Origin of the sequence: Streptomyces sp. 135, assembly GCF_020026305.1 — a bacterium.
GTDB lineage: Bacteria > Actinomycetota > Actinomycetes > Streptomycetales > Streptomycetaceae > Streptomyces.
The window spans coordinates 3,583,795-3,603,217 of sequence record NZ_CP075691.1 but is presented as its reverse complement, the minus strand read 5'-3'; the positions used below and the strand labels follow the sequence as shown (position 1 = coordinate 3,603,217).

20 protein-coding genes are annotated in these 19,423 nt (G+C 73.0%); 13 read left to right on the top strand and 7 right to left on the bottom strand.

The features are described from left to right. Positions 1-85: 85 nt before the first annotated feature. The 4 genes from KKZ08_RS16130 to KKZ08_RS16115 are packed head-to-tail and all read left to right on the top strand — an operon-like array spanning position 86 to position 4,031. Positions 86-1,267, top strand: a complete 1,182-nt coding sequence (locus KKZ08_RS16130) for an energy-coupling factor ABC transporter permease (protein ID WP_223775117.1) — start codon at positions 86-88, stop codon at positions 1,265-1,267. Between the two features lies 1 nt (position 1,268). Beyond that, on the top strand, positions 1,269-2,030 hold the full coding sequence (cbiQ, locus tag KKZ08_RS16125) for a cobalt ECF transporter T component CbiQ (protein WP_223775116.1): 762 nt from the start codon (positions 1,269-1,271) through the stop codon (positions 2,028-2,030). Further along, positions 2,006-2,794, top strand: coding sequence for an ABC transporter ATP-binding protein (locus KKZ08_RS16120; protein ID WP_223775115.1), 789 nt, complete (start codon positions 2,006-2,008; stop codon positions 2,792-2,794). Before cbiQ ends, KKZ08_RS16120 begins: the two co-directional genes overlap by 25 nt. Positions 2,795-2,852: 58 nt before the next feature. Continuing rightward, positions 2,853-4,031: a serine hydrolase domain-containing protein gene (locus KKZ08_RS16115; protein ID WP_223775114.1), complete on the top strand. Its 1,179-nt coding sequence runs from the start codon at positions 2,853-2,855 to the stop codon at positions 4,029-4,031. Position 4,032: 1 nt separating this feature from the next. On the opposite strand, the gene KKZ08_RS16110 is transcribed toward KKZ08_RS16115, so the two are convergent. Then, a complete protein-coding gene (locus KKZ08_RS16110) occupies positions 4,033-4,293 on the bottom strand; it encodes a hypothetical protein (RefSeq protein ID WP_223779075.1) in 261 nt (86 codons plus the stop codon). 5 nt (positions 4,294-4,298) lie between these two features. Further along, a complete protein-coding gene (locus KKZ08_RS16105; protein ID WP_223775113.1) occupies positions 4,299-4,760 on the bottom strand; it encodes a hypothetical protein in 462 nt (153 codons plus the stop codon). Between the two features lie 77 nt (positions 4,761-4,837). Between KKZ08_RS16105 and KKZ08_RS16100 the strand changes: the two genes are divergently transcribed. The 3 genes from KKZ08_RS16100 to KKZ08_RS16090 are packed head-to-tail and all read left to right on the top strand — an operon-like array spanning position 4,838 to position 6,426. Then, positions 4,838-5,179 (top strand): helix-turn-helix transcriptional regulator, encoded by a 342-nt coding sequence (locus tag KKZ08_RS16100; protein ID WP_223775112.1) that lies wholly within the window; start codon positions 4,838-4,840, stop codon positions 5,177-5,179. Further along, on the top strand, positions 5,176-5,859 hold the full coding sequence (locus tag KKZ08_RS16095; protein ID WP_223775111.1) for a permease prefix domain 1-containing protein: 684 nt from the start codon (positions 5,176-5,178) through the stop codon (positions 5,857-5,859). The genes KKZ08_RS16100 and KKZ08_RS16095 overlap by 4 nt, the downstream gene beginning before the upstream one ends. A gap of 45 nt (positions 5,860-5,904) precedes the next feature. After that, the gene (locus tag KKZ08_RS16090) at positions 5,905-6,426 is read left to right on the top strand and encodes an aminoglycoside adenylyltransferase domain-containing protein (protein ID WP_223775110.1); all 522 of its coding nucleotides are present in this window, start codon (positions 5,905-5,907) and stop codon (positions 6,424-6,426) included. 50 nt (positions 6,427-6,476) lie between these two features. Here the strand turns inward: KKZ08_RS16090 and KKZ08_RS16085 are convergent, their stop codons facing one another. The 5 genes from KKZ08_RS16085 to KKZ08_RS16065 all read right to left on the bottom strand — a co-directional run bounded on the left by KKZ08_RS16085 (position 6,477) and on the right by KKZ08_RS16065 (position 13,258). Beyond that, positions 6,477-7,328: an EamA family transporter gene (locus KKZ08_RS16085; protein WP_223775109.1), complete on the bottom strand. Its 852-nt coding sequence runs from the start codon at positions 7,326-7,328 to the stop codon at positions 6,477-6,479. After that, positions 7,325-7,831, bottom strand: coding sequence for a YbaK/EbsC family protein (locus tag KKZ08_RS16080; RefSeq protein WP_223775108.1), 507 nt, complete (start codon positions 7,829-7,831; stop codon positions 7,325-7,327). The genes KKZ08_RS16085 and KKZ08_RS16080 overlap by 4 nt, the downstream gene beginning before the upstream one ends. Positions 7,832-7,927: 96 nt before the next feature. Then, a complete protein-coding gene (locus tag KKZ08_RS16075) occupies positions 7,928-9,562 on the bottom strand; it encodes a penicillin-binding transpeptidase domain-containing protein (protein WP_223779074.1) in 1,635 nt (544 codons plus the stop codon). A 206-nt stretch (positions 9,563-9,768) separates the two neighbouring features. Beyond that, complete coding sequence (locus KKZ08_RS16070; RefSeq protein ID WP_223775107.1) at positions 9,769-11,406, bottom strand: penicillin-binding transpeptidase domain-containing protein; 1,638 nt, start codon at positions 11,404-11,406, stop codon at positions 9,769-9,771. Positions 11,407-11,518: 112 nt separating this feature from the next. Continuing rightward, positions 11,519-13,258: a phospholipid carrier-dependent glycosyltransferase gene (locus KKZ08_RS16065; protein ID WP_223775106.1), complete on the bottom strand. Its 1,740-nt coding sequence runs from the start codon at positions 13,256-13,258 to the stop codon at positions 11,519-11,521. A gap of 62 nt (positions 13,259-13,320) precedes the next feature. On the opposite strand from KKZ08_RS16065, the gene rsmI reads away from it, so the two are divergent. From rsmI to KKZ08_RS16035, 6 genes are all read left to right on the top strand, one after another. Next, complete coding sequence (rsmI, locus tag KKZ08_RS16060) at positions 13,321-14,217, top strand: 16S rRNA (cytidine(1402)-2'-O)-methyltransferase (RefSeq protein ID WP_223775105.1); 897 nt, start codon at positions 13,321-13,323, stop codon at positions 14,215-14,217. Between the two features lie 173 nt (positions 14,218-14,390). Continuing rightward, positions 14,391-14,867 (top strand): hypothetical protein, encoded by a 477-nt coding sequence (locus tag KKZ08_RS16055; protein ID WP_223775104.1) that lies wholly within the window; start codon positions 14,391-14,393, stop codon positions 14,865-14,867. Between the two features lie 44 nt (positions 14,868-14,911). After that, positions 14,912-15,787: a TatD family hydrolase gene (locus KKZ08_RS16050; protein WP_223775103.1), complete on the top strand. Its 876-nt coding sequence runs from the start codon at positions 14,912-14,914 to the stop codon at positions 15,785-15,787. A 109-nt stretch (positions 15,788-15,896) separates the two neighbouring features. After that, positions 15,897-17,255, top strand: coding sequence for a resuscitation-promoting factor (locus KKZ08_RS16045; protein WP_223775102.1), 1,359 nt, complete (start codon positions 15,897-15,899; stop codon positions 17,253-17,255). Between the two features lie 277 nt (positions 17,256-17,532). Beyond that, positions 17,533-18,399, top strand: a complete 867-nt coding sequence (rsmA, locus tag KKZ08_RS16040) for a 16S rRNA (adenine(1518)-N(6)/adenine(1519)-N(6))-dimethyltransferase RsmA (protein WP_223775101.1) — start codon at positions 17,533-17,535, stop codon at positions 18,397-18,399. Next, the gene (locus KKZ08_RS16035) at positions 18,396-19,283 is read left to right on the top strand and encodes a 4-(cytidine 5'-diphospho)-2-C-methyl-D-erythritol kinase (protein ID WP_223775100.1); all 888 of its coding nucleotides are present in this window, start codon (positions 18,396-18,398) and stop codon (positions 19,281-19,283) included. Before rsmA ends, KKZ08_RS16035 begins: the two co-directional genes overlap by 4 nt. Positions 19,284-19,423 lie beyond the last annotated feature (140 nt).

Sequence of the window (19,423 nt, the reverse complement as noted above, 5' to 3'; positions counted from 1 at the left end):
AACCGTTCGCAACAACGCCCTATCATTGAACGGTTTGGTCCCAAGCGGTCTGCCCCTGCCAGGGCCCCTGCCCAGGAGTGCGCCCATGCATGTCCCCGACGGATTCATCGATGCCCCCGTCTCCGCCGCGGCCGGGCTCGTCGCCGCGGGTGCGGTGGCCCTCAGCCTCAAGGGCGCACGGCGTGAGCTGGGGGGTGCCGCCGGCTCAAGCGTGGCCGGGAGCGGGGGAGAACGGACCGCGCCGCTCGCCGGGCTCGTCGCCGCCTTCATATTTGCCGTGCAAATGCTGAACTTCCCCGTCGCGGCCGGGACCAGCGGTCATCTGCTCGGCGGTGCGCTCGCCGCGATCCTCGTCGGCCCCTTCACCGGCGTCCTGTGCGTCTCCGTCGTGCTGCTGATGCAGGGTGTCCTCTTCGCGGACGGCGGGCTGACCGCGCTCGGCGTGAACATCACCGACATGGCGGTCGTCACCACCGTCGTCGCCTACGTGGTCTTCCGCGGCCTGGTGAAGGTGCTCCCGCGCGGGCGCCGCTCGGTCACGGCCGCCTCCTTCGTCGCGGCGCTGCTGTCCGTGCCCGCCGCCGCGGTCGCCTTCACCCTCATCTACGCCGTGGGCGGCACGACCGACGTCTCCCTCACCAAGGTCGCCACCGCCATGGTCGGCGTGCACATCCTGATCGGCGTCGGCGAGGCCGCGATCACCGCGCTCACCGTCGGCGCGGTCATCGCCGTACGGCCCGATCTGGTGTACGGGGCGCGGGGCCTGACGCGGCCGCTGAAGCTGCGGGTCGGCGGGGAACTGGTGGACGCCCCTACGGTCACGGCACCGACGCCGTCCGCCGTGCCGGCCCGCTCCCACCGCAAGGTGTGGCTCGCGGGCATCGCCACGTCCCTCGTCCTCGCGGGCGTCGTCAGCTTCTACGCCTCCGGGAACCCCGACGGCCTGGAGAAGGTCGCGCACGACAAGGGCATCGACAAGAAGACGGAGGACCACGCCACGGCGGACTCGCCGCTCGCGGACTACGGCGTCAAGGACATCACCGACGCGCGCCTTTCCGGCGGTCTGGCGGGCGTGATCGGCGTGGGTGTCACGGTGGTCGCGGGCTCGGCGGTCTTCTGGGCGCTGCGGCGCCGGAGGGCGGGGGAGGCGTCCGCGGTGGCAGTGCCGGAGGCCGACGTCCGGCCCGGAGCAACCGGGGCAACCGGGACGGCCGGCGTGGGCGAGGCGGGTGGCGCCGGTGGGCGGGCCGCGTCCGGGGAGGTCTGACGTGGGGGCGGGGCATGCCCACCGGCTCTATCGGCGCGCGCACTCGCCGGTGCACGCGCTGCCCCCGCACACCAAGCTCGCGGCGGTCTTCTGCTTCGTCGTCGTGGTCGTCTCCACGCCCCGCGAGGCGATGTGGGCCTTCGGGCTCTACGCCGTACTCCTCGGGGTGGTCGCCGGTGCCGCCCGCGTCCCCGCCGGGTTCCTGCTCAAGCGCCTGCTGATCGAGGTCCCGTTCGTGGCCTTCGCCTTCCTGATGCCGTTCGTGGCGCAGGGCGAGCGCGTCGACGTACTCGGCCTGTCCCTGAGCGTGCACGGTCTCTGGGGCGCCTGGAACGTCCTCGCCAAGGGAACCCTCGGCGTCGCCGCCTCCGTACTGCTGGCCGCCACGACCGAACTGCGCGAGCTGCTCCTCGGCCTCCAGCGGCTCAAGCTGCCCCCGCTGCTCGTCCAGATCGCCTCGTTCATGATCCGGTACGGCGACGTCATCACGGACGAGATGCGCCGCATGAGGACCGCCCGGGAGTCACGCGGCTTCGAGGCGCGGGGCGTGCGGCAGTGGGGCGTCCTCGCCAGGTCCGCCGGGGCGCTCTTCATCCGTTCGTACGAGCGGGGGGAGCGCGTGCACCTGGCCATGGTCAGCCGGGGCTACACCGGGTCGATGCCGGTCATCGACGAGGTGACCGCCTCGCGGGCGCAGTGGACGTACGCGCTGGCCCTGCCCCTCTCCGCGCTCGCCGTATGCCTGTTGGGATGGACCCTGTGACCGTGATGACCGCACCCTCGCTGGAAGTGGCCGGACTGGCCTTCGCCTACCCCGACGGCCACCAGGCGCTGTTCGGCGTCGACTTCACCGTCGCGCGCGGCGAGCGCGTCGCCCTGCTCGGGCCGAACGGCGCGGGCAAGACCACCCTCGTCCTGCACCTGAACGGCATCCTGACCGGCGGCGCCGGCACCGTGACGGTGGCCGGGCTGCCCGTCGGCAGGAAGCACATGGCCGAGATCAGGCGCCGGGTCGGCATCGTCTTCCAGGACCCGGACGACCAGCTGTTCATGCCGACGGTCCGCGAGGACGTGGCCTTCGGGCCCGCGGCGGCCGGCCTGCGCGGCCCGGAGCTGGAGGCCCGCGTGCTGAAGGCGCTCGGCCAGGTCGGCATGGCGGAGTTCGCCGACCGCCCGCCGCACCACCTCTCCTTCGGGCAGCGCCGCAGGGTCGCGGTCGCCACGGTGCTGGCCATGGAGCCGGAGATCCTGGTCCTGGACGAGCCGTCCTCCAACCTCGACCCGGCCTCGCGCCGCGAACTGGCCGACATCCTGCGCTCGCTGGACGTGACGGTCCTGATGGTCACGCACGACCTGCCGTACGCCCTGGAGCTCTGCCCCCGCGCCCTGATCCTCAGCGAAGGCGTGATCGCGGCGGACGGCCCGACGGGCGAACTGCTGGCCGACGAGGCCTTGATGAGCGCCCACCGCCTGGAACTGCCGTTCGGTTTCGATCCGAGGACGGTGGCCCCCGAGGCTTCGATGTGAAGCCTGCCGTCGCACACGGCCCGGGAATCCTCGGCCCGAGGCCGCTGTTGCCCTTGTCATGAAGGACATGGACGCCCTAGGTGGGCCGCACGGCACAGTGGCCGCCGGCTTCGAACCGGTTCGCGACGCTTTCGTGCGCAATTTCAGCGAGCGGGGGGAGCGCGGCGCCGCCGTCACCGTCTATCGGGACGGACGCAAGGTCGTGGATCTGTGGGGCGGTACGAAGGACGTCGACGGGGACACCCCGTGGGAGTCCGGTACCGCACAGGTGATCCGCTCGGCCACCAAGGGCGTGGCCGCCGCCGCGCTGCTCCTGCTCCATCAGCGCGGCGAACTGGACCTGGACGCGCCGGTCGGCACCTACTGGCCGGAGTTCAAGGCTCGCGGCAAGGAAGGCGTCCTCGTACGGCACGTCCTCGCGCACCGCGCCGGGGTGCCCGCCCTCGACCGTCCGCTCACGCCCGCCGAGGCGCTCGACCCGGACCTCGCGGCGGCCGTTCTCGCCGCGCAGGCCCCGTTCTGGGAGCCGGGCACCGACCACGGCTACCACGCGCAGACCTACAGTTGGCTCACCGGTGAGCTGGTGCGGCGCGTGACGGGCAAGGCCGTGGGGGAGTGGATCGACGCCGAGATCGCCCGGCCGTACGGCCTCGGCCTCTGGGTGGGCCTGCCGGAAGCGGAAGCCGCGCGGGCCGGCCGGATGGGCCGTATCGAGCCGCCGCCCGCCGCACCGGGCGCCCTGCGGGCCCGGCCCAAGCGGAACGTGGCGCAGGCCTACGCCGACCCCGCATCCCTGACCCGCCGCGCCTTCGGGGCGATCGATCCGCTGCCGGACGAGAACGACCCGGCGTACCGGGCGGCGGCCCTGCCCGCCTCCAACGGCATCGCCACGGCGGACGGCCTGGCCCGGTTCTACGCCGCGCTGATCGGCGAAGTGGACGGTGCGGCCCGGCTGTTCACCCCCGAGACGGTGGACGCGGCCAGGACCGAGGCGTCGGCGGGCCCCGACCGCGTCCTGGTCGTCCCCACCCGCTTCGGCCTCGGCTGCATGCTGCACGGCGGCGCCTCCCCGCTGCTGTCCCCCGGCTCCTTCGGCCACCCCGGCCGCGGCGGCGCCCTCGGCTTCGCCGACCCGCAGTCGGGCATCGCCTTCGGCTACGTCACCAACGGCATGAACAAGGGCGTGACGGCGGACCCCCGCGCCCAGGCCCTGGTCAGGGCCCTGCGTGAGGTGTAGGTCAGTCGGCGGCGGGCGCCCGCTCCCCGATCCGCCCCAGGACGAGGAGCCCGCCGACGCCGGGGACGAGGGCACGCCACCGGGTGCCCGGCGCGGCGGCCGAGGCCGCCGTCCACGTGGCCGCGATGACGACGAGATACGCCGTGCCGTGCAGCGGCCCGAGGAGCGCGGAGAGCGCGGGTGCGTGGACGGTGAAGAGGTTGCCGAGCAGCAGGACGAGCGAGGCGGCCTCGGCGGCGGCCGCGAAGCGGAGCGTACGCACGCTGCTCACGCTCCCGTCGTGGAGCCGGGGCGGACGATCATCAGCACCACGACGACCGCCCAGAGGAGATTGAAGACGCCGGTGAGCATGGTCAGCCGGACGGCGACGGGCCGAGCCGTCTCCTCGGCGCCTCCAGGGGATTCCGCCAGCGCGAGCAGGGCCCGCTGCCCCGGCAGGATGGCCAGCGCCAGCAGGCCCGCCGCGCCCGCCGTCAGGACGAGCGAGACGATCAGCCACGCGTCGCCGAGGACGCCGAGCTGCGCGCCGGTGGCTATCCCGAACACCGGTACGGCGATACCGGCGAGCGCGTAGCCCCGGCAGACCCGGTGCAGCAGCGCGGCCACCTTCGGCCCCTCGCCGCCGATCGCCCGTAGCGCCTGACGGGGGAACATCGAGGCGGCCACGGTGATCGAACCGACGGCGAGGATCGCCACGAGCACGTGGGCGGACAACAGCAGTTTGGTCACGCCGAACCTCCGAGCGGTTATATGTTGGCAGCCAATACATACACTGCCTACGCAGACTTTGTGTAGGCTGCCTACTCATGAAGGCGGATGCGGTGCGAGGGCACCTCGACGGACTGCTGCTGGCCGTACTGGAACCGGGCCCGCTGCACGGGTACGCGATCATCGCCGCCGTGCAGCGCCGCAGCGGCGGCGCGCTGGAGCTGCGTACGGGCACGATCTACCCGGCCCTGAATCGCCTGGAGCGGCTCGGCCTGCTGAGCAGCAGCTGGCAGTCGTCCGGTGAACGGCGGCGCAGGTGCTACGAGTTGACGGACGCCGGCCGGGCGACGCTGGCCGGGGAGCGGGCGGCGTGGGTGGAATTCACCGAGGCGATCGGCTCGGTCCTGAACCCGGGCCCGCCCCCCGGGCTCGCCACATGAGCCCCGCCGACCGGCTCGTACAGGAGTACGCGGCCGACCTGACCGCCGCGCTGCACGGCCCGGCCAAGGCGAAGTCCCGCCTGGTCGAGGAGGTACGGGACGGCCTCGCCGACACGGCAGCCGCGTACGCCGACACCGGGCTTCCTGCGGAGGATGCCGCCCGCCAGGCGGTGCGGGAGTTCGGCACCGTCGAGGAAGTCGCCCCCAGCTGCCAGCGTGAACTGACCGTCGCCCAGGCGCGGCACACGGCACGGGCCGTCACGCTCACGGCCCCCTTCCTGCTCGCCTGCTGGTACCTGGCGAGGACCGCGGGCCACGCTCCGGCCTGGCAACTGCCCGCGGCCGCCCAGCTGCTGGCCGTCCACCTGGCCTTCGTCGCGACGATCGCCGCACTGCTCGCCGCGGCGACCCTGACCGCCACCGGCAGCCTCGCCCGCCGCCTCCCGACCCCGGAACGCCTGCCGCTGCTCGTCGCCTGGGCAGGCACCACGGCCAGCGCAGCCATGGCCGCCGCGACCCTCGCGCTCGCCACGGCGGCGACGCTGACCACGGACTGGCCCCTGCTGGCCTTCGCCGGAGCCCTGTCCGCCACCGCCCACGCCACGGTCGCGACCTCGGCCCGCGCTTGCCGGCGGTGCGCGCGGCTGCCCGTCGTCGCGGTAACCGGCGTACGGACCTAGGGTCTGTTGCGAAGACCGGTCACAGCCGTTCGGGACACTGGCGTGATGAACCACCCTCAGGAGAGTGTGGCCCTGGTCGACCGTGTGCTGGGCAAGGATGTCATCGGCGCTTGCCTTCACGGATCTGCCGTCTTCGGTGGCCTCAAGCCGGCCAGCGATGTGGACGTGCTCGTTCAGGTCCTCGATCCCGTCCCGCACGCCGATCTGATCCGGGCCAGTGTGGCGGGCATTCCCGACCTACTGGACGACCTGGAGGGCGACACCCGCAACGTGCTGCTGACCCTCGCACGCATCTGGACCACGCTCGCCACCGGCCACATAAGGTCGAAGGACGCTGCTGCCGACTGGGCTCTCGCCCAGCTCCCGCCCGAACACCGCCCCGTACTGGAGCACGCCAGGCATCTCTATCTCAACTGCCGCTACTCAGGGGAAAGCTGGAGCGAGACGCTGCGGGCCCAGGTACGTCCGCATGTGGACCAGGTGCTCGCCCACATCGACCGGCTGCACTCCCAGAGTGGAGAGCCGCTGTCTGCGGATGGCACGCGGCGTGCGGATCGAGGTGCGTGACGCCTCCGGCGAGTTGCCGCGAGCGGTTCCGCTGCCGACCTGTGACGGGCCTACCCCGCGTGCAGCATCAACCCGATCCCCGCCACCATCAACCCCGCCGCCACCAGCCGCGGCGCCCCGAACCGCTCCTTGAAGAAGATCGCGCCGATCGCCGCGCCGACGATGATCGAGGACTCGCGGAGCGCGGAGATCGGGGCCAGCTCCGCCTTCGTCTGGGCCCACAGGACCAGGCCGTACGCGCCGACGGACAGGGCCGCGCCCAGCAGGCCCACCGCCGCGAACGGGCGGAGCCTCGCGGGCAGTTCGCCCCGCCAGCGGTACGCCGCGTAGAGCGGGATCGCGGCGCCCTCCAGGATCATCAGCCACGCGATGTACCCCATCGAGGAGCCCGACGCCCGTACGCCGAGGCCGTCCACCACCGTGTACGCCGCGATGGAGACGCCCGTCGCCAGGGCCGCGCCGAGCGCCGGCCAGTCCGGGTGGCGCCCCGATCCCCGTATGCCCCACAGCGCCAGGCCCGTCAGGCCCGCGCACGACACCGCCACGCCCGCCGCCTGCCAGCCGTCCGGGACCTCGCCCGCGAAGACCGCCGCCAGGACGGTGACCACCAGCGGCGCGGTGCCGCGCGCGATCGGGTACGCCTGGCCGAAGTCGCCGAGCTTGAAGGAGCGCATCAGCAGGGCGTAGTAGCCGATGTGGATCACCGCGGAGAGGACCAGGTAGGGCCAGGCCTCCGCTGCCGGGATCGCCACGAAGGGGGCCAGGAGCAGGCCTATCAGCGCGCCGCCGCCGGAGATGAGCGTGAAGCCGACCAGCTTGTCCGTGATGTGGTGGGCTATCGCGTTCCAGCCGGCGTGCGTGACGGCGGCGAGCAGTACCGCCGCCGCGACCAGCGGCGTCACTTCGCGGTCTCGCGCACGTCCACCACGGTGCCGCCGGCGTGGGCGATCAGCGTCTTCGGGTCCATCGGGAAGACGGCGTACGGGGTGCCCGCCGCCGCCCACACCATGTCGTGCTCCAGCAGGGAGCGGTCGGCGAGCACCCGGGTCCTGGTCGCGTGGCCGAAGGGCGGTACGCCGCCGATCGCGTAGCCGGTGGTCGCCCGGACCACGTCCGCCTTCGCGCGCGTGACCTTCTCCGCGCCCAGCTCCCGCCGTACCAGCTCCACATCGACCCTCGACGCGCCGTCCATCAGGACCAGGACGGGGACACTGTCCGCCGCGAAGATCAGGGACTTGCAGATCTGGCTCAGCTCGCAGCCGATCGCGGCGGCGGCCTCCTGCGCGGTGCGGGTCTGCTCCGGGAAGCGGCGGGTCCGGCCGATCACGTCGGCCAGACCCAGTTCGCGAAGGGCCTCGGCGAAACGGGGGTGGGCATCGGATGCTTCGGGTGCGGTAGCGCTCATGCCCGGCACGCTAGCGGTCCGTGTACCTGCCACGCGACCACGTATGCACCGGCGGTGTATCGGAGCTCCCGGCCGCGCGGTCCCGTACGGCCGCCCTCAGCTCCCCGCCAGCAGCATCGCCCGCACCAACGGCCCCGCCGACTCCCCGCCGTGTCCGCCCTCCCGCACGACCGCCGCCGACGCCAGGTCGCCCCGGTACGCCGTGAACCAGCCGTTCGGCTTCTTCTGGTTGTCGACCTCCGCCGAGCCCGTCTTCGCGCCCGAGTCGGCGCCGAGGCCCCGCATCGGCTCCGCCGCGGTGCCGGCCACCGCCGTGTAGTGCATGAGGTCCCGCAGCGCGGCCGCCGTCGCGCCCGACATCTTGCGCGGCGCCGTCGCCAGCGTGCGGTCGTCGACGTCCGGCGAGACCAGGTACGGCTGCCTGAACGTGCCGGACTTCACCGTCGCCGCCACCGACGCCATGTTGAGCGGGTTCATCCGCACCCCGCCCTGCCCGATCAGCGACGCCGCCATCTGCGCGTCCGCCTGCACCGGGACCGCGCCGTCGAAGGTCGGCACACCGATCGACCAGTTGTTCCGGCCGAGGCCGAAGACCTCCTGCGCCTGCCGGGTCAGGGAGTCGTTCTCCAGCTTCTTGGCCTGGCTGATGAAGGCCGTGTTGCAGGAGCGCGCGAAGCTCGCCCGGAACGTGCCGTTCTTGATCTGGAACTTGTCGTCGTTCTGGAACTTCCAGCCGCCGTACGTGGAGTACTTGGGGCACGGGTGCTTCTTGTCCACCCCCGCCAGCTTCTTCTCCAGAAGCATCGACGCGCTGACGACCTTCATCGTCGAGCCCGGCGCGAGGGAGCCCTGGAAGGCCGTGTTGAAACCGGTCGGGGCGGAGTTGGCGGCGGCCAGGATCTCCCCGGTGCTCGGCTTCACGACGACCACGGACGCCTGCTTCCGCTTGGCCGTCTCCCGCTCCGCCGCGGCCTGGAGCGAGCCGCTGAACGTGGTCTTCAGCGTCCCCGGGGTGCCGGGCGCGATCGTCACAAGCGTCTTGTCCGGCACCGACTTGGCGCCGTCCTTGGACTTGGCGTCGTTCTCCGCCTTCCCGGACTTCCCGGACTTCCCGGGCGTCTTGCCGTCCTCCGCCCGCACCACCCGCAGCTCGACGCCCGCCGTGCCGCCCGCCTTCTTGCCGTACTTCTCGCGCAGGCTGTCGAGGACCGCGCCGAGCGAGGGGTACTTCGCCGCCGTCAGCTCGGCGCCCTTGCGGTCCACCGCCTTGATCGGCGGGTCGCCCGCCTCACCGGTGACCAGGCGGTCCCCCGGCCGCAGCTCGGGATGGAGCACCGAGGGGCGCCAGTCGACCAGCGTTTTCCCGTCGCTCTTCCTGCGCACCACGGTGAGTTCGGAGGCGTACGAGTAGGGCTTGCTCACTCCCTCGTACGACACCATGGCGGCCGCCTTGAACGGCACCTCGGCGCCCGAGCGCTTGCCCGGCTTCAGGCGCACCTTCGTGAGCCGGCCGTCCTTGCGGTAGGACGCCAGGGCCTTCCTCGCCGCCGTACGGTCGTCCGTCAGCGCGGCGGCCCGCGCCACGTCACCCTCCGCCCAGGCGGTCAGGAACTCCCGCGAGGTCGCGCGGATCTCGGCGGACGTGGGCGGACCCGTCGGCACCGACTTCTCCTCGCTGGTCGCCTCGCCGGACGCCGAGCCACCGGAGAGCGCGAACGCGGCGGCCCCCATGCCGCACACGACGACGGCCGCCGCCCCGGCGAGCACGCCCCTGCGCAGCCGCACGTTCCGCACTCCGACGCTCTTGCGCTCAGTGGCGCGCCTTCGCTTGCCCACAAACCCTCCGCAGTTCCCCAGAGCCGCCCATGCTCCTCACCGGAAGGCCACCTTAGAGGCGTACGGAGAAGCCCTCGACCACTTTCCCGCTCGGCGAAGCCCTACCCCGCGCGCAGGACGTCCGCGACGATCGGCCCCGCCGCGTCACCGCCGTGCCCGCCCCGCTGTGCCATCGCGGCGGCCGCCACATCGCCGCGGTAGCCCGTGAACCAGCTGTCGGACTCCGCCCGGCCGTCCACCTCCGCCGAGCCCGTCTTCGCCCCGACGTCGCCGGTCAGGCCCGCCATGGCACGCGCCCCGGTGCCGCTGACCGCCGTGCGGTGCATCATCTGGCGCAGCTGCGCGACGGTGGAGGCGGGCAGGCCCCGGGCGGTGGCCAGTTCGCGGCCGTCCAGGGAGCGCGGCACGACGACCGGCTGCCGGAAGGCGCCCGTCATCGCGGTCGCCGTGACCGAGGCCATGTCCAGCGGGCTCATCTGGACCTTGCCCTGGCCGAGGGCGTTGGCGGCGCGGTCCGGGCCGGGGGAGGGCGGGACGGCTCCGTCGAAGGAGGAGACGCCGACCTTCCAGTCGCCCCTGCCGAGGCCGAAGTCGTTCTGTGCCACCTCGGTGAGGGAGGCGTCGGTCAGCCCCTCCTCGTCGATGAGCTTCACGAACGCGGTGTTGCAGGAGCGCGCGAAGCTGTCCGAGAACGTCGCGGACTCGTCCGGGGCCATGCCCTTGAGGTTGGGGAAGGTCTGGCTCTGCCAGACCGCCGTGGCCGGACAGGGCGCCGGGCCGCTCGCCTTGGTGACGCCCTTGTCGATGAGCATCGCCGCCGTGACGATCTTCATGGTCGAGCCGGGGGCCACCTTGCCGAGGAACGCCGCGTTGAAGGCGTCCTTGCGGTTGTTGGCGACCGCGAGGACCTCACCCGTGCTCGGCTTCAGCGCCACCACCGACGACTCGTCGTAGCGCAGCACCGCCCGCTCCGCCGCCTTCTGCAGGCCCGCGCTGAGCGTCGTACGGAGCTTGCCCGCCTTGCCCTTCTGGAGGGTGAGCAGCGTGCGCGTCACCGCCTCGGAGCCCCCGTCCGCCGGCTGCACGTACAGCTCCACGCCCGGTGTGCCTCCCGCCTTCTCGCCGTACTTGGTCCGCAGCGCGTCCAGCATCGGTCCGAGCGAGGGGTAGTCCTTCTTGCGCAGGGCGACGCCCGCGCGGTCCACCGTCTTCAGGGGCGGCGCCGCGGCCTCACCCGTCACGAGCGTGTCGCCCTTCTCCAGAGAGGGGTGCAGGACGCTCTCCGACCAGTCGACGAGCGCGCGTCCCGTGGTCTCGCCCCGCACGACGGTGAGCTTGGAGTCGTAGGCGAGCCGCTTGCTCTTCCCCTTGTACGAGACGGTGGCCGACACGGAGAACGGCACGTGCGCGCCGGACGCCCGCTGCGGCGTCAGCTTCACCTTGGAGACGTGCGCGTCCTCGCGGTAGCCGGTCAGGGCGTTGGCTGCCGCCGCGTCGTCGTTCGTGTACCCCGCCGCCTGCCGGGCGTCGCCCGCCGCCCACGCGTCGAGGAACTTCCGCGCGGTCTCCCGGGCCTCACCGCTGGTCGGCGGCCCGGTCCGCAAGGGGGCCGGTCCGGCTCCGGTGGACCCACCGTCCCCGGTCACCCCGTTCACCAGGTTGTACGTGCCGTAACCGGCGCCCCCCACCATGACGGCGAAGACCCCGCCGACCAGAGCGGCCTTTGCTCCCTTGCGCACGATGCGCTCCCCTCCCCAGGAGCCTTCCCGAAGGCATACGGGAAGGTCGTTCCTTCGGCACCTTATGGGGGAGGGGAGAAACCTGGGACGTCCGTTATCCGAAGGTGTCTCTTCATACCCATGTATCCAGCCACATGCGCGAACGCCAGGAATCGACGGGAATCGCGGTGCCGGTATAGATGGGCCAGAAGTAGATGAAATTCCACAGGACGAGCAGGACCAGCACGCCCGAACCCGCGGCCCCGGCCACCCTGCGCCGCTCACTGGAGCCCGGCGGCCCCAGAATCGCGCCGATCAGCATCGCCACCGCCAGACACAGGAACGGCACGAACACGACCGCGTAGAAATAGAAGATCGTCCGCTCCTGGTAGAAGAACCAGGGCAGATAACCCGCGAGCACCCCGCAGAGAATCGCGCCCGCCCGCCAGTCGCGCCGGAAGAACCAGCGCCACAGGACGTAGAGCAGCGCGAGGGCGGCGAGCCACCACAGCAGCGGCGTGCCGAGCGCGAGGACCTCGCGGGCGCACTTCTCCGTGGTGCCGGCGGGGCAGCCGTCCTTGCCGGGCAGCGGCGACTCGTAGAAGTACGAGACGGGGCGGCCGTCGACGATCCAGCTCCACGGGTTGGACTGGTAGGTGTGCGGCGAGGAGAGCCCCACGTGGAACTCGTACACCGCGTGCTCGTAGTGCCACAGGCTGCGCAGCCAGTCCGGCAGCCACGTCCAGCTGCCGCCGCGCCCCGACGTCGCCGCCCAGTCGCGGTAGTAGCCGCCGGTGCCGTCCGTCGGGGAGAGGATCCAGCCGAGCCAGGACACGACGTACGTCACGAGCGCCACCGGCACCGTCGACACGAACGCCGGGAGCACGTCGCGCCGCAGCACCGCGCGGTAGGGCCGGTCCGCCCCGGCGACGCGGCGTGCCCCGACGTCCCAGAGCACCGTCATCAGGCAGAGGAAGACCATGACGTACAGGCCGTTCCACTTGGTGCCGAAGGCAAGGCCCAGGCAGAGCCCGGCCGCCCACCGCCAGGGCCGCCACCCGAGGCGCAGCGTCTCGGCGACGTGCGCGTCGGCGCGGATGATGCCGTCCTCGTCGACCGGCAGCGCGGCCGCCAGCCTGGCCCGCGCGTGGTCCCGGTCGATCAGGAAGCACCCGAAGGCGGCGAGCACGAAGAACATCAGGACCTGGTCGAGCAGCGCGGTGCGGCTCATCACGAAGTGCAGGCCGTCCACCGCGAGCAGCGCTCCCGCCAGGCAGCCGAGGAACGTGGAGCGGAAGAGGCGCCGCCCGATCCGGCACAGCATCAGGACGGAGAGGGTGCCGAGCACCGCCGTCATGAACCGCCAGCCGAACGGGTCGAAGCCGAACAGCCACTCACCGGCGCCGATCACGTACTTGCCGACCGGCGGATGCACCACGTACGCCGCGTCGTGCGGGATCGCGATGTCGCTGCCCTGCCGCAGCACGTCGTCGTTGATCTTCTCCGGCCAGTTGACCTCGAAGCCCCGGTGGATGAGCGCCCAGGCGTCCTTCGCGTAGTACGTCTCGTCGAATATCACGGCCTTCGGATTGCCGAGGTTCCAAAAGCGCAGCACCCCGGCGACGAGCGTGACCAGCAGCGGGCCCGCCCACGCCGACCAGCGCACCAGCTGGTCGGCGGCCGGCTTCGCCACGCCGAGCGCCATCCACAGGCGGGGTCCCGGCTCGGTGTACGGGGGCACCAGCCGCGCCGTGATGTCCGCCGGGGGGCGCGCCGCGTAGCCGAATCGGCGCAGCCGCCGCGGCCACGGGGGCTGCTGCTCCTCGGCTGCCTGGCCCTCGCGGGTGTCCGGGGAAGACGCGGTACTGGTCACCGCGCCATCGTAGGGAACCGAGGTGTGCGAGTCCCGCTGGTGGGCCCTGCGAGGATGGATCCGTGACAGGAAGCGCAGATTCCCCCGGAACCCTCGTGTTGGCAGGCACCCCCATCGGCGACGTCGCCGACGCGCCGCCCCGGCTCGCCGCCGAACTGGAGTCGGCCGACGTCGTCGCCGCCGAGGACACCCGGCGCCTGCGCCGGCTCACCCAGGCGCTCGGCGTGCAGGTCGGCGGCCGCGTCGTCTCCTACTTCGAGGGCAACGAATCCGCGCGCACCCCCGAGCTGGTCGAGGCCCTCGCGGACGGCGCGCGCGTGCTCCTCGTGACGGATGCCGGGATGCCGTCGGTGTCCGACCCCGGTTACCGGCTCGTCGCCGCCGCGGTGGAGCGGGACATCAAGGTGACCGCCGTGCCGGGCCCCTCGGCCGTGCTCACCGCGCTCGCCCTGTCCGGTCTGCCGGTCGACCGCTTCTGCTTCGAGGGCTTCCTGCCGCGCAAGGCGGGCGAGCGGCTCTCCCGCCTGAAGGAGGTGGCCGAGGACCGCAGGACGCTCGTCTACTTCGAGGCTCCGCACCGCATCGACGACACGCTCGCCGCGATGGCCGAGGCGTTCGGCGCGGACCGCAGGGCGGCGGTCTGCCGCGAGCTGACCAAGACGTACGAAGAGGTCAAGCGCGGCTCGCTCGCGGAGCTTGCCGCCTGGGCCGCCGACGGGGTACGCGGTGAGATCACCGTCGTCGTCGAGGGCGCCCCGGAGAAGAGCGCGGCCGACCTCGGCCCCGGCGAGCTGGTTCGCAGGGTGCTGGTGCGCGAGGAGGCGGGGGAGCGGCGCAAGGAGGCGATCGCCGCCGTCGCCGCCGAAGCGGGCGTTCCCAAGCGCGAGGTCTTCGATGCCGTCGTGGCGGCAAAGAACGCGGCTCGAAGCGGCCCATCGGAGGGCAAAGGACTATCGTGAAAGGCAAAGCGCGGGCCGCGCACGGGGCTTGTTTCCTATGGAATCGCCAAATCGGCCTCAACGCTCGACAGATCTGATGCGCTCGCTCCGGGAAAGGCGTCCACTGGTCGTGGGGACGCGTGGCGCTTGTCCCCCGGACAACGCTTGTCCCCCGGACAAGAGGAGCAGCTGGCATGAGTGAGATCGCAGGCACCGGCCACCCCCGGACGGCGCTCAATGTCGTCCATGAGTCATACGCGTTCGCCTGCATGCGGTGCGGGCATGGCTGGGAACAGTCGTACGAGATCGAGCATCACGTGGACGCCAGGGGCCAGGAATTCGTGATGTACCGGGCCGACGGTCAGCATGTGCCGTCGCCGCTGTCCCGCCCCACCTGCCTGAACTGCGGCGGCCACGTCGTACGGATCATGCGCGCGGGCCAGGTGTCGTCGGTCTTGGACATGATGCGGCGCCAGCGCCAGCGCGAGGGCGGTCCCGGGCGCGGGGCCGGTCAGGTGAGCGGGCAGGCGGGCGAGCCCGCGGGCGCGACGGATTCCGACGTACGGGCCGCCGGGCCGGGGCCCGTGCCGGTGCCGGCCGCGCGCGGACACGAGCACCACTGGCACCTGTCCGACCTGCTGCACCCCTTCCAGCACCGCAGGGCGCGCTGAGACGCACCCGACCGGCGGGGCCCGCCGGTTCGTAGGATCGGGGCATGCCTTCGAAGAACGCCGACGTCCCGCCGCCCCTGCCCGCACCGCTCGGGGTGGCGGTCGCCGACTCCCACACCCATCTCGACATGCAGTCCGGCACGGTGGCGGAAGCGCTCGCCAAGGCCGCGTCGGTGGGCGTCACGACGGTCGTCCAGGTCGGCTGCGACGTACGCGGCTCCCAGTGGGCGGCGGCCACCGCCGCCGAGCACGACGCCGTGCACGCCGCCGTCGCCCTGCACCCCAACGAGGCGCCCCGCGTCGTGCTCGGCGACCCCGACGGCTGGTCCCGGCAGGGCGCGCGCGAGGCGGGCGGCGAGGCAGCGCTCGACGAGGCGCTCGCCGAGATCGACCGGCTCGCGGCGCAGCCCCAGGTGAGGGGCGTCGGCGAGACCGGCCTCGACTACTTCCGCACCGGCCCCGAGGGCATGGCCGCCCAGGAGCGGTCCTTCCGCGCCCACATCGAGATCGCCAAGCGGCACGGCAAGGCCCTCGTCATCCACGACCGCGAGGCGCACGCGGACGTGCTGCGGGTCCTGAAGGAGGAGGGTGCCCCCGAGCGCACAGTCTTCCACTGCTACTCCGGGGACGCCGAGATGGCCCGGATCTGCGCGGAGCACGGCTACTTCATGTCCTTCGCGGGCAACGTCACGTTCAAGAACGCGCAGGGGCTGCGGGACGCGCTGGCCGTCGCGCCGCTGGAGCTGGTGCTCGTCGAGACCGACGCGCCCTTCCTCACGCCCGCCCCCTACCGCGGCCGGCCCAACGCCCCGTATCTCATCCCGGTCACCGTGCGCGCCATGGCGGAGGTCCGCGGCATCGACGAGGACGCCATGGCCGCGGCCCTCTCCGCGAATACCGCACGCGCCTTCGATTACTGAGTGATCACCGGCCGATAACGTAACGACGCTCCGTAGCCGGTCGGCTTTGGAGAGTGACGACGGCTCCGCTAGGTTCTGTCCGCCCGGTCCGGACCCCTGGAGCGTCATCGTGAGCAAGTCGCAGTACGAGACGTACGAAGCGCCGTACGGCCTCGCGGAAGCGCCGTATGACCTTCCGCGTGACTTTTCGTGCGAGCCGACCGAGCCGTACGGCCAGATGACCGAGCCGTACGGCCAGGCATACGTGCCGGGCCAGGCGTCCGGCCCGCCTTCCGCCCCCGGCGGCGGCAGCGGTGGGCGGGCCGAGGCGCGGCGGGCCGCGCGCCGCCGGAGGACCACGCGGGGCACCACCGGCGGCCCCGGCACCTCCGAGCGGGCAGTGTCGCTGCGGCGGCTGGTGCCGCAGGCCCTCGTCGTCGCCTTCCTCGCGGGCGGCACCTCCGCGTTCGTCGCCAACGACAAGGCCGTGCGGCTGAGCGTCGACGGCGAGCCGCGCACCCTGCACACCTTCGCCGACGACGTCAGCGAACTCCTCGCCGACGAAGGCCTCGACGTCGGCGCCCACGACATCGTCGCGCCCGCCACGGGCACCGCCCTGGCCAGCGGCGACGAGATCGCCGTGCGCTACGGCCGGCCCGTCCACCTCACCCTCGACGGCGAGCGGCGCGAGGTGTGGACCACGGCCCGCACCGTCGACGGCGCCCTGCGCCAGCTCGGGGTGCGCGCGGAGGGCGCGCACCTGTCGGCCTCCCGCGGCCGCCGGATCGGCCGCGCCGGGCTCGACCTCGCCGTCCGCACGGAACGCACCGTCACGATCATGGCGGACGGCCGGGAGCGGACCATCCGCACGAACGCGGCGACCGTGCGGGAGGCCGTCGAGGAGGCCGGGGTCACCCTGCGCGGACAGGACACCACGTCGGTGGTGCCCGACAGCTTCCCGCGCGACGGCCAGACCGTCACGGTCATGCGGATCACCGGGTCGAGGGAGGTGCGGGAGGAGGCCATCCCCTTCGACGTGCACAGGATCGAGGATCCGACGCTGTTCCGCGGCACGGAGGCCGTGGCGCAGGCCGGGCGGCCGGGTGCCCGGCGCGTCACGTACGCGCTGCGCAGCGTCAATGGCGTCAAGCAGCGGCCGCGGCGCGTGAGCTCCGAGGTGGTGCGCGCGCCGCAGGACCAGATCGTGAAGGTCGGCACCCGGCCGAAGCCGCAGACGGTGGCCGGTGCGGAGGGGCTGGACTGGGGTGCGCTCGCGCGCTGCGAGTCGGGCGGCCGACCGGACGCGGTCGACCCGTCGGGCACGTACGGCGGGCTCTACCAGTTCGACACGCGGACCTGGCAGGCCCTCGGCGGCTCGGGCCGCCCCCAGGACGCCTCCGCGTCGGAACAGACCTACCGCGCGAAGAAGCTGTACGTGCAGCGGGGGGCGAGTCCGTGGCCGCACTGTGGGGGACGGCTGCGGGGGTGAGGGGCCGCGGGGCTCCGCCCGTCTGTCGGCTGCGGGTGCGTCGTGGTCGCTCGCGCAGTTCCCCGCGCCCCTGAGGGGGCTTGCCGTGTTCTGTCGGCTGCGCGTGTTTCGTGGTTGCTCGCGCAGTTCCTCGCGCCCCTGAGGGGCGCTCGCGAAGCCGCAGGCTTCAAGGGGCGCGGGGAACTGCGCGGCCAGCCCCCACCGGCGGAAAGCCGAGCACCGGCCGTGGTCACCCGCCATGGCCCAGGGGCCCGCCCCCGCACCGTAACCTTGAGCCGTGAGCACTGAGCACGGCGCCCTCCTCGGCCCCGCCGACATCCGCGAACTGGCCGCTGCCCTGGGCGTACGCCCCACCAAGCAGCGCGGCCAGAACTTCGTCATCGACGCCAACACCGTGCGGCGCATCGTCCGCACCGCGGAAGTCCGCCCGGACGACGTCGCCGTCGAGGTCGGCCCGGGCCTCGGGTCCCTGACCCTGGCCCTGCTGGAGACCGCCGCCCACGTCACCGCCGTCGAGATCGACGACGTACTCGCCGCCGCCCTGCCCGCGACCATCGTGGCCCGCCTCCCCGAGAAGGCCGCCCACTTCGCGCTGGTGCACAGCGACGCCATGCTCGTGCGCGAACTGCCGGGCCCGGCGCCCACCGCGCTCGTCGCGAACCTCCCGTACAACGTCGCCGTTCCCGTTCTCCTCCACATGCTCGACACCTTCCCGACCATCGAGCGCACGCTCGTGATGGTGCAGGCCGAGGTCGCCGACCGGCTCGCCGCGGCCCCCGGCTCGAAGGTGTACGGAGTGCCGTCCGTGAAGGCCAACTGGTACGCCGACGTGAAGCGCGCCGGATCCATCGGACGCAACGTCTTCTGGCCCGCGCCGAACGTCGACTCCGGGCTCGTCTCCCTGGTGCGCCGCGCCGAGCCGGTGAAGACCACCGCGTCCAAGCGTGAGGTCTTCGCCGTCGTCGACGCCGCCTTCGCGCAGCGCAGGAAGACGCTGCGGGCCGCCCTGTCCGGCTGGGCCGGGTCGGCCGCCGCCGCGGAGGCCGCCCTGGTCGCCGCCGGAGTCTCCCCCCAGGCGCGCGGCGAGGCCCTGACCGTGGAGGAGTTCGCGCGCATCGCCGAGCACAAGGAGGCCGCCGCGTGAGCGTGACGGTACGGGTCCCCGCGAAGGTCAACGTCCAGCTCGCCGTGGGCGCCGCCCGCCCCGACGGCTTCCACGACCTCGCCAACGTCTTCCTCGCCGTCGGCCTCTACGACGAGGTCACGGTCACGCCCGCCGACGAACTGCGGGTGACCTGCGAGGGCCCCGGCTCCGACCAGGTGCCCCTGGACCGTACGAACCTCGCCGCCCGCGCCGCCGAACTGCTGGCCGCGCGCCACGGCATCGCGCCCGACGTCCACCTCCACATCGCCAAGGACATCCCCGTCGCCGGCGGCATGGCGGGCGGCAGCGCGGACGGCGCCGCCGCGCTCGTGGCGTGCGACGCGCTGTGGGGGACGGACACGACCCGCGACGAGCTGCTCGACATCTGCGCGGAGCTCGGCAGCGACGTGCCGTTCAGCCTGGTCGGCGGGGCCGCGCTCGGCACCGGGCGCGGCGAGAAGCTGACGCCGCTGGAGGTCGGCGGCGCCTTCCACTGGGTGTTCGCCGTCGCCGACGGAGGGCTCTCCACGCCCGCCGTGTACCGCGAGTTCGACCGGCTCACCCCTGACGCACCCGCCCCCGAGGCGTCCCCGGCGCTGCTCGAAGCGCTGCGCACGGGCGACGCCGAAGCCCTCGCGGCCACGGTGAGCAACGACCTCCAGGCCGCCGCGCTCTCCCTCTTCCCCGCGCTCCACGACACCCTCGCGGCGGGCACGGCGGCGGGCGCCCTGGCCGCGCTGGTCTCCGGCTCGGGCCCGACGACGGCGTTCCTCACGGCCGACGCCACGTCCGCCCGCAAGGTGGCCGACGCGCTGACGGCCTCCGGCACCTGCCGCACGGCGCGTGCGGCGACGTCCCCGGCCCTGGGGGCCCGGATCGTCTAGTCGGCGCCGGTGGGCGCCCCGAAGGGGGCGCGGGGAACTGCGCGACCAGCCACGACGTACCCGCGGCGGACCCCGGACGCGGCGGAGCGCTCACATACTCACTCCCGGATCTGAGTACGCGCACGCTGACGCGCGGACGG

What these genes read in the sequence shown, in the direction of transcription:
- KKZ08_RS16090 (WP_223775110.1), top strand. Translation starts at nt 5,905, where the DNA reads ATGAACCACCCTCAGGAGAGTGTGGCCCTGGTCGACCGTGTGCTGGGC.
- KKZ08_RS16075 (WP_223779074.1), bottom strand. Translation starts at nt 9,562, where the DNA reads ATGGGGGCCGCCGCGTTCGCGCTCTCCGGTGGCTCGGCGTCCGGCGAG.
- KKZ08_RS16050 (WP_223775103.1), top strand. Translation starts at nt 14,912, where the DNA reads ATGCCTTCGAAGAACGCCGACGTCCCGCCGCCCCTGCCCGCACCGCTC.
- KKZ08_RS16055 (WP_223775104.1), top strand. Translation starts at nt 14,391, where the DNA reads ATGAGTGAGATCGCAGGCACCGGCCACCCCCGGACGGCGCTCAATGTC.
- KKZ08_RS16120 (WP_223775115.1), top strand. Translation starts at nt 2,006, where the DNA reads ATGCCTGTTGGGATGGACCCTGTGACCGTGATGACCGCACCCTCGCTG.
- KKZ08_RS16100 (WP_223775112.1), top strand. Translation starts at nt 4,838, where the DNA reads ATGAAGGCGGATGCGGTGCGAGGGCACCTCGACGGACTGCTGCTGGCC.
- KKZ08_RS16130 (WP_223775117.1), top strand. Translation starts at nt 86, where the DNA reads ATGCATGTCCCCGACGGATTCATCGATGCCCCCGTCTCCGCCGCGGCC.
- KKZ08_RS16115 (WP_223775114.1), top strand. Translation starts at nt 2,853, where the DNA reads ATGAAGGACATGGACGCCCTAGGTGGGCCGCACGGCACAGTGGCCGCC.
- KKZ08_RS16095 (WP_223775111.1), top strand. Translation starts at nt 5,176, where the DNA reads ATGAGCCCCGCCGACCGGCTCGTACAGGAGTACGCGGCCGACCTGACC.
- KKZ08_RS16080 (WP_223775108.1), bottom strand. Translation starts at nt 7,831, where the DNA reads ATGAGCGCTACCGCACCCGAAGCATCCGATGCCCACCCCCGTTTCGCC.